This is a genomic window from Pseudogemmobacter bohemicus, from assembly GCF_003290025.1.
Taxonomy (GTDB): Bacteria; Pseudomonadota; Alphaproteobacteria; order Rhodobacterales; family Rhodobacteraceae; genus Pseudogemmobacter; species Pseudogemmobacter bohemicus.
The window spans coordinates 475,223-484,088 of the sequence record NZ_QNHG01000001.1 but is presented as its reverse complement, the minus strand read 5'-3'; the positions used below and the strand labels follow the sequence as shown (position 1 = coordinate 484,088).

Sequence of the window (8,866 nt, the reverse complement as noted above, 5' to 3'; positions counted from 1 at the left end):
AGCATCTCGCCCTCGGGCGACAGCACAAGCCGGCGCGCCGCCCGCAGGAAGAGCTGCAAACCAAGCGCCTCTTCCAGACGTTTGATCTGCATCGAGACCGCCGATTGCGTCAGGTTGAGAAAGCCCGCCGCCCGCGTCACGCCACCGACATCGGCCACGGTAACGAAGGAGCGGAGTGCGGTCAGGTCGAGGTTGCGCGGCATATCACAGATCCTGATGGACAATCCAACAATCATTCATTTCCATAATGATCCATCCCAGGGGAAACATCAACATATCTGATGCAAGGCGCAAGCGGCATCACAAAACCGGATCAACCACAGGATCAGATGATGTCCGACCGCAGCCCCCCCCTGCTCTCCCGCCTCGCCCTTTCTGCAAGGCCGCACCGCGCCGGAGCCAGCCGCCGCCCGACCGGCCTGCTGGCAGGGATTGCCGATTTCCTCGCCCGGCGCCGGCAACAACGCAGGCTCCGGATGATGGAGGATTATCTCCTCGACGATATCGGGCTGAGCCGCGCCGAGGCGGAACAGGAGGCCGGCCGCATCCACTGGGAGGCACCGGCCCATTGGCGGCGCTGAGGACGGCTCCGGCGGTCCTCAGCGCCCGCCAATGCAAAACGGTCATGGCGCCGAACGGGTGCAAACCACTCCAATCCTCCCGCAGATATCCCCTGCCCCGACAGCGCCTGCGACAAAAAAACATCTGAATGACCGGATAATTCATGCAGACGGGCGTGGGAAATCCTTGAAATCACGTCCACGGTTACCGATATTCGGGCAGTAAGGTGCGCCGGACTCCCCGGCGTTGCCCTTAGGGACAACATCGGAGGCTTATCATGGCTCAATATGAAACGGTCCGCGGCGTTGGCGTTGGTGCCCGCGCGCAGATCGACGAAGGGCTTCGCGCCCATATGAACAAGGTCTACGGGCTGATGTCCGTGGCGATGCTGATCACGGCTGCTGTGGCCTGGGGGATCTCGGGTCTGACCACGACCACCGATCCGTCGCTGGCTGCTGGCGAAATCCGCAGCGGCACTTATCTGACTCAGTTCGGCTACACGCTTTTCGCCTCGCCCCTGAAATGGGTGATCATGTTCCTGCCGCTGGTGATGGTTTTCGCCTTTGGCGCGCTGATCAACCGTCTCTCGGTCGCCTCGGCCCAGCTGTTCTTCTACGTCTATGCGGCGGCCATGGGCCTGTCGCTGTCGTGGATCTTCATCGTCTTCACCGGCGGCTCGATTGCCTCGACCTTCCTCGTGACCTCGATCGCCTTCCTGTCGCTCTCGCTTTACGGTTACCTGACCAAGCGTGACCTGTCGGGTATGGGCACCTTCCTGATGATGGGCCTCGTCGGCCTGATCGTCGCGATGATCGTGAACATGTTCCTGCAATCCGAGGGCCTCGCCTTTGCGATCCCGGTGATCGGTGTGCTGATCTTCGCCGGCCTGACCGCCTATGACACCCAGAACATCAAGAACACCTATGTTCAGCATGCGATGGCGATGGACCAGGAATGGCTTGGCAAGGCGGCCATCATGGGTGCGCTGAGCCTCTATCTCGACTTCATCAACCTCTTCATGTTCCTGCTGCAATTTCTGGGGAACCGAGAGTAAAGAGTTCCATCCTGATCTGAGCTTATTGCCCCGCGGCGCATTCCGGCCCGCGGGGCTTTTCATTGTGCTGATGGAGGGCAACCCTGATGGTCAGGAACAGGACCGGTTTCACAAATGCCTTCTGATGCGGCTGTCTGCCAGCACTTCCATTCAGAGGGCGTTGTTGCAGTAGTCTGACATTGGCCGGACGCACCCTTGCCCCTTTGGGGTCATGCCACGCGTTCGGTCTCGGCGGTGCCGTGGGCATTGGAGCGGTTCATAAGTGCAACGCGGATCTGGACTTCGGCTGTCTGGCGGTCCGGGTCTCGTGAGGCGATGCGCTCACCGAAGGACTTGAGGCATCTCACCTTCACCTTGATCCGGCTTTGGGCGTGATATCCGGACCAGCGCTTCCAGGTTGAAGAGGAACCGTGGCGCCAGTGGCGCCACGAAAATCCGACGCAGTCGTCCCTGGCGTTGTGTCGCCTTGAGGATTTCGTTGCGCACCTTGGCGGAGGGACAGCCCTCGCGCCATCGTCGCCCGTTACTGAGGATGGGTATGATCGCCGTTCCACCGCGCCCGAGAATCGTGCCATGGCATCGCCTTATGTCAAAGGCACCATCGCCGGTCACGCTGCCGATCTGTTCGTCAGGAGGGATCTGGTCCAGCAGATGCGGCAGGACAGGGCTGTCGCCCTTGTCGCGCGCGGTGAACGCCACGGCACGGATGTCACCGGTGGCCGTGTCCATCGCCGGATGCACCTTGCGATACCGGCCTCGGCACTGCGTGCCATGCTTGCGCGCAAGCCATTCCCCATCGCCGAGAAACCTGATCCCCCCTCGCCCTGGCCGAGAACCGGTGGCGGCTTCATGGCTCGATATTCACCAGCAGGTTCAGCAGGCCAGGCGCATGGCGGCTCGATCCCTTCATCGTGATCCGTTTCTGTCGGTGGCTCAGGGTTGAGAAGTCAGCCACAGGTCAGCCATCGACAGAACACTCGCCACGCGTCGCTGATCGCGTATCGACCCAGCGTGATCTGCTCAGGTCGAGCTGCCAATCTGAATGCCTCTGCGGGCCGGCGCATGGCAAACGTCTGATGGGGGGCGGTTGTTGCAGAGGCTGATCCAGTCGCCGATTGCCCGGGTTGTGTGCTGGATGCTGTCGAAGCCCTGGCGATGCACGCATTGCTCTTTCAGCGTTCGGATCACACGCTTGACCATGCCATTCTGTTGCGGGTCGAGCCAGCGAAGGGGCCACCGGTTCGAGCCCGCTGGCGAGGGCGGGATGATGAACGCCTGCTTCAACCCGCAGCTGCGGACCAGTGCCGTGAACTTTCGGCTGGTAAAATCGGGGCCGTTATCCGACCTCGGCAGGAACTCTGCGGGCACCGGCCCAGGGTGCCGTATCCTGTGATCAGCGCATGCTCCGGCGCGCTGGCGGCGGTCGTGGCTTTGCCGGAGCGTGACAGATACCAGCCCAACACCCGGCGGGTGTGGCAGTCGATGACCGGGGCGCGCGTGGTCCAACCATCTCGCCCCGCCCATCTCGCCCCGCCCAGACACGGCACATATCGGTCGACCAGCACTCGTTCGGGGCTGCTGCCACGGACGGGATCGCCTTGATGCGGGGACGCATTCCCACCGGCGTTTCCGAACCTGCCAGCCCCTGAGCTGAAAGACCCGCTGCACCGTGTTCCTGTTGAAGCCGGGAAGCCAGGCCACCGTCCTGTAGCCGAAGGATGGTTCCTGCCCGATCATGGCCCTGATGGGCGCGGCAAAGCGCGGATCGACCTACGGAGCCGCCTTGGCTGGCCGGGAATACACCGCCCGGCGTGGCACACCAAACCGGGCACAAAGCCTGGTCAGAGGACCCACAATACCCTCTCGGCGAAAGGCCCTGATGGATGCTCTGGATCATTTGTCGCCCTGTGCATGCAGCAGGGCCTGGTATTTTTTCGCGCCCGCAGCTCCGGCATGGCCTCGCCATGGGCCTCCCGCAGGTCCTTCAGCTGCTTCTCATATTGCTCGCGGATGTCGAGCGGGTTTGCGCGCAGGGAATTCTCCATCCCCCGCCTGGCATCGGCCACCCAGCCCTCAATCTCCGAAGGGGAAAAGTCGAAGGACCGGCTGGCCTCGGCCACCGTCGTCTTGCCCTGAATGATCTCGATCACCAGCACGGTTTTGCGCTTTTGCAGTCAGCGTTTGATGCTGTCACCCATGGTCACACTCATTGCTACGTTCTCGCGCGCAGCATGAGCAGAGCTTCTCTTCGTTTGTCGCAGGGGAAGCCCAAACAGAACCTTCACCATCAGGCAGAACGGGATCGCGGCGTCGCTGAACACCGGAGGCCGGCCATTGCGACCGATCCCGGGCGCGCGCCACGCCATGTCCTCGTTCAGCCAGCCGCGCTGCTTCAGTGCCTCATCGCAGGACTTCCAGTTCGTCCTGCGATAGCGGGCAGGGTCGGGTCTCGTCGTCCCATGACCAATAACCCCATGGATTCCTTGTGTGAATCCCACTCCAACGGGACCTCTGCAACAACGCCCCTTTCGGACAAGGGTATAGAGCCCCGGACCCGCAGGAGAGCAGCCTGAAATCGGGATTGCCTCGATACAAGCGGCCTGACCGGCAGGCGTGGCATTGTCCCCGGGAACAATGCCGCAGCGTGGTCGGGGCCGGCCCGCGTCAACCGATCAGGCCAGGGTCCCGGCCACTCTCAGGGCCTCAGCGGAACAAGACCAGAGCCGAGGGTGACCAGGACAGTTCCACCCCGGTTCCGACATCCATCACCGGGCGGCCCGGCACATTGCGCATCGACAGCCGCACTTCGATATCGGTGCCGCCAATGAACACATCATAAGAGGTCATGTCGCCGAAATAGATCACCTCGTCGATCTTGCCCGGCACTTTGCGCTCATCGCTGGTCTGGCCCGGGAACAAAAGCGTCAGCGCTTCGGGGCGCAGCCCGACCGCAGGCGTGCCGCTGTTCTCATCCGAGGCGACCTGGTCGGCGCTGAGAGTAACCCGGCCGAGGCCTTTGATATCTACCTCATAGCCGCCCGCATTTTCCGAGAGGATCTCGCAGGGGATGAAATTCATCGTGCCGATGAAATCGGCGACCTTACGGCTGTTCGGGCGACGATAAAGCGTTTCCGGATCCGCCAGCTGGGCGATCTGGCCCTCGAACATCACCGCGATGCGGTCGGACATCACCAGCGCCTCTTCCTGGTCATGGGTGACCAGAATGAAGGTGATCCCGACCTGGCGCTGCAGCTTGATCAACTCGACCTGCATATGTTCGCGCATCTTCTTGTCAAGCGCCGAAAGCGGCTCGTCGAGCAGCAGCACCTTGGGCTTGAGGATCAGCGCCCGCGCCAGCGCCACCCGCTGCCGCTGGCCGCCCGACAGCGCATGCGCTGCGCGCCCGCCATAGCCCTTGAGGCCGACCATCCCAAGCGCCTCTTCGACCGCCGCAGCCTTTTCGGCCTTGCTGCGCGGATCACGGCGCAGGCCGAAAGCCACATTCTCGGCCACCGACATATGCGGGAAGATCGCGTAAGACTGGAATACCATATTGGTCGGGCGCATATTCGCCGGGACCGAGCTCATATCCTTGCCGTCGATCAGCACGGCGCCGGAATCGATGCCCTCAAACCCGGCAATGGTGCGCAAAAGCGTGGTCTTGCCACAGCCCGACGGCCCCAGCAGCGAGAAGAACTCTCCCGCCCGGATGGTGCCGTTGATCCCCCTGAGCGCATGGTAATCGCCGTAATATTTCTGGATATCCCGAAACTCGATCATGGTCTGGCGTTTGTCGGCGCTCATTACAGGAAACCTCCGGAATCCTTGCCACCGATCCTGGCGATGCCGCGGCGACGGAAATATTCAGCGATTGCGAGAAGACAGATGGAAAGGCCGACAAGGATCGTGCCCAGAGCCAGCATCGAGGGAACCTTGGCCGGGAAACGGAACTGGCCGAAGATATAGACCGAAAGGATCGGCTGGCCGGAGCCAAGGAAGTTGGCCACGATGAATTCGTCGATCGAGATGGTGAAGGTGATCAGGAACGAGGACAGGATCCCGGGCATCACCAGCGGCAGGATGATCAGGCGGAAGGTCGAGGCAGGCGTCTCGCCCAGATCCAGCGCGGCTTCCTCAAGCGAGCGGTCAAGCGACTGGAAGGCCGAGGTCATCAGCGCCACCGAGAACGGCGTGCAGATCAGCAGATGGCCAAGGATCACCGTGAAGATAGACAGCGGAATGCCAAGCGCCATCAGAACGATCAGCAGCGACATCGCGATGATCATTTCAGGCAGCACCAGCGGCAGCATGATGAAGCCCATCACCGGCGCCTTGAACGGCCATTGGTAGCGCACCGAAGAGCGTGCCGCAAAGAGGCCCAGCACTGTCGAAAGCGTCGCAACCGAGAGCGAGATGATCAGGCTGTTCTTCAGCGCCTTCCACAGGTTCGGATCGGCCCACATCTCGCCAAACCATTTGGTGGTGAAGCCGCTCAGCGGAAAGGACACCACCGCCTTGTCATTGAAGGCAAACAGCGGCAGCACCAGGATCGGGCCATAGAGAAAGGCCAGATAGAGGATCGCATAGGTTTTCAGGCCGGGGGCTTTGGTCATTTCCGGCCTCCGATAAAGCGTCTGTTCAACAGAAGGAAGGCGACAGAGATCAGCGCCACCACGATCATCGCAGTCGCCGCCAGCGCCGATCCCATGGCAAAGTTTCTGGATTTAAGCAGCTGGGTTTCCACGAAATTCGACACCATTGGCACTTTGCCCGCCCCGATCAGTTCGGGCGTCACATAATCGCCGGCAGTCGGGATGAAGACGATCAGCACCGCCGCGATCACGCCGGGCATCGACAAAGGCAGGGTCACCCGCAGGAAGGTGCGCCATTTGCTTTCGCCAAGGTCCTGCCCCGCCTCCAGCAGCGAACGGTCGACCTTTTCCAGGCTGACAAAGATCGGCAGCACCGCGAAAGGCGCATAGGCATGGGACAGGGTGATGATGATCGAGGTCACGCCATATTGCAGGACATTCAACTGGGTATCCATGATCCCCAGCCCCATCAGCGAGCTGTCGACGATCCCGTCATAGCCCAGAATGGTCCGCCACAAAGCAACGCGGATGATGTAGCTGGTCCAGAAAGGGATAGTGATCAGGAACAGCCAGAGCGACTTTTTCGATGATTGCACATGGAAACTGACGAAATAGGCAATCGGATAGGCCAGCAAGACCGTGACGAGTGTGACCATTACAGCCACGAAAATCGCTCTTCCGATCACCAGGAGGAAGGGTGCACTGCTGAATATATCGGCAATGCCCGCCCAGTTGCGCATCTTCAGCATATCCCAGACCGAGCCATCGCCCAGTTTTTCCAGAATATTACCGCCTGCCGTCCGGAAGATATTGTAATAGTTTTCGCCGGTTACCGGCAGGCTGACCGCGCCGCGCGATCCGGTCAGCACCGAATAAACCAGAACCGTCACCAGGGGTGCCGCCAGCAAAAGGAAGGTCACCACCGCCGGGGGCGCTATCAGGAGCCAGCCCGTTCGCGCCTCAGAGGACTTTGTTTGCACCTTTACCCCCCGGTTTGCCGGATTCTCGCCGCCGGATTCTCGTCGGCGAGTGTTTGATCAAAATACTGCCGCCGCTCTGACTTTCATGCAAGCCTGCAGATGCGATGGCAAGGCGGGCTGCTGAAAAAAGTTGCGCCGCGCCCCGGGGGGAGGCGCGACAATGATCAGCCCCTGATCATTTCAACCGCAATAGCGCGCTTTTTCAGCTCGACATAGAGCGCGGGCAGGATGCGCGGCTGCACAACCGCCGCCTGGAGCGCATCGGAAAGCTGCTCCTCGAACCCTTCTTCGGCCTCGACACGCCAGATCATGTGGCGGGCATTGCCATTGTCGTAAACCACCTCGACCGCATCGCCGCGACGACGCCAGCCGAGAAAGTCGGAACACCCCCGGGGGGCGTGAAAAATGGCCTGCTGTCCCATTTCGAGATCTCTTTTTGCTGCTCTTTTCAGCATGGGACAATGTCGCAGCGCCGCCGTCAACATGAAGAGAATCCGCTAACCCACCGAGATTACAAAGCGAGTCCGCAAAGACACACAAAGCGGGCCGGCCCCCGGGCCTTATACCGCCAGCGCCGAGGGCGGATTGGCCAAGAGACCCGCCAGCCGGTCAAGCCCCGTTTCGAACTCGCAAAGCGGCAAGGCGCCGGGGATGGCGAGGCGGATCGCATGTGGCGCCCGCCCGCCCACCAGCGCATATTCATCGGCCGACCGCACCATGACGCCCTCGGCCTCGGCCATGCGCGAAAAGGACGAAGCGCGCCAGCCCTGCGGCAGATTCAGCCAGACAAAGGGCACGCCGGGCTGCCAGGCCAGATCAAAGCCGCCCAGCCGGTTCACCACGATCTGCAGGCGAAGGGCGAATTCGGCCTGAACCTTCGCGCGGATCTCTTCCGCCGCGCCCGAGCGGAACAGGTGCAGCATCAGATCCGAGACCGGACGGGCCAGTGCGAAGAACCCATATTGCGCTGAAAGCCGGCCCGCCTCGCCCATGCCGGCCGGGCAGATCACAAAGCCGAAGCGCATGGCCGCCGAGATGGTTTTCGAGATGCTGCCGACCATCCAGACCCGTTCCGGCGCCAGCGCGCGCAGCGTCGGCAAATCGCTTTCCGCGACGGAATAGCAATCATCCTCAAGCACTTGCAGGTCATAATCGCGGGCGATGCGGGCGATCTGCATCCGCCGCTCTACCGGCATCCGACCGGTCGTTGGGTTCTGCGCCTCGCAGGTCAGGCACAGGACCTGCGGCCCGTGACGGCGACAGATCGCCTCCAGCGTCTCGGGCACGACGCCATATTGGTCGATCTCGACCGCAACCACCTCGGCCCTCGCCGAACGCGCGGCATAGCGGAAGCCGGGATAGGCCAGCTCCTCCAGCACCACCACCGGCCGGTCGCCGCGCAGGCAGCAATCCAGCATCAGCCCGACCGCATTCTGCCCGCCATGGGTCAGCATGATGTCATCGGCCGTGGCCGGGCCCAGGATGCGGTCGCCCATCCAGCGCAGCACCTCGGCTCTGAGCGCATACTCGCCCGACTGACTGGTGTAATCGGTCCAGCCACGCGCTGTGCCCGCAGCCATGACGGTCAGCGCCTCCTGAAACGCCTCGGCCTGACCCACTTCGGGCACCTGGGGCGGGCGCATCTCGATAGCGCCGGTCCGCATCGGCGGGCGCTCGGT

9 protein-coding genes and 2 pseudogenes are annotated in these 8,866 nt (G+C 62.1%); 2 read left to right on the top strand and 9 right to left on the bottom strand.

The window, feature by feature from the left end; genetic code table 11:
* On the bottom strand, positions 1-203 hold a 203-nt coding region (locus DRF71_RS28350), incomplete at its 3' end, for a LysR family transcriptional regulator (protein ID WP_232831255.1).
* 129 nt (positions 204-332) lie between these two features.
* Between DRF71_RS28350 and DRF71_RS02240 the strand changes: the two genes are divergently transcribed.
* Together DRF71_RS02240 and DRF71_RS02235 are read left to right on the top strand one after the other, a co-directional pair.
* Complete coding sequence (locus DRF71_RS02240; protein WP_157970880.1) at positions 333-581, top strand: DUF1127 domain-containing protein; 249 nt, start codon at positions 333-335, stop codon at positions 579-581.
* Between the two features lie 257 nt (positions 582-838).
* Complete coding sequence (locus tag DRF71_RS02235; protein WP_112308971.1) at positions 839-1,615, top strand: Bax inhibitor-1/YccA family protein; 777 nt, start codon at positions 839-841, stop codon at positions 1,613-1,615.
* A 209-nt stretch (positions 1,616-1,824) separates the two neighbouring features.
* Here the strand turns inward: DRF71_RS02235 and DRF71_RS02230 are convergent.
* From DRF71_RS02230 to DRF71_RS02190, 8 genes and pseudogenes are all read right to left on the bottom strand, one after another.
* Positions 1,825-2,573, bottom strand: a pseudogene (locus tag DRF71_RS02230) (IS5 family transposase); the annotation flags it as partial.
* A gap of 883 nt (positions 2,574-3,456) precedes the next feature.
* Complete coding sequence (locus tag DRF71_RS02220) at positions 3,457-3,771, bottom strand: transposase (RefSeq protein ID WP_232831253.1); 315 nt, start codon at positions 3,769-3,771, stop codon at positions 3,457-3,459.
* Positions 3,772-3,864: 93 nt separating this feature from the next.
* Positions 3,865-4,083: pseudogene (locus DRF71_RS02215) on the bottom strand (transposase); the annotation flags it as partial.
* A gap of 235 nt (positions 4,084-4,318) precedes the next feature.
* The gene (locus tag DRF71_RS02210) at positions 4,319-5,419 is read right to left on the bottom strand and encodes an ABC transporter ATP-binding protein (RefSeq protein WP_198672042.1); all 1,101 of its coding nucleotides are present in this window, start codon (positions 5,417-5,419) and stop codon (positions 4,319-4,321) included.
* A complete protein-coding gene (locus DRF71_RS02205; RefSeq protein ID WP_112308970.1) occupies positions 5,419-6,228 on the bottom strand; it encodes an ABC transporter permease in 810 nt (269 codons plus the stop codon). The genes DRF71_RS02210 and DRF71_RS02205 overlap by 1 nt, the downstream gene beginning before the upstream one ends.
* The gene (locus DRF71_RS02200; RefSeq protein WP_232831251.1) at positions 6,225-7,187 is read right to left on the bottom strand and encodes an ABC transporter permease; all 963 of its coding nucleotides are present in this window, start codon (positions 7,185-7,187) and stop codon (positions 6,225-6,227) included. The genes DRF71_RS02205 and DRF71_RS02200 overlap by 4 nt, the downstream gene beginning before the upstream one ends.
* Before the next feature lie 164 nt (positions 7,188-7,351).
* Positions 7,352-7,609 (bottom strand): hypothetical protein, encoded by a 258-nt coding sequence (locus DRF71_RS02195; RefSeq protein WP_157970879.1) that lies wholly within the window; start codon positions 7,607-7,609, stop codon positions 7,352-7,354.
* 138 nt (positions 7,610-7,747) lie between these two features.
* On the bottom strand, positions 7,748-8,866 hold a 1,119-nt coding region (locus DRF71_RS02190), incomplete at its 5' end, for an aminotransferase-like domain-containing protein (RefSeq protein ID WP_157970989.1).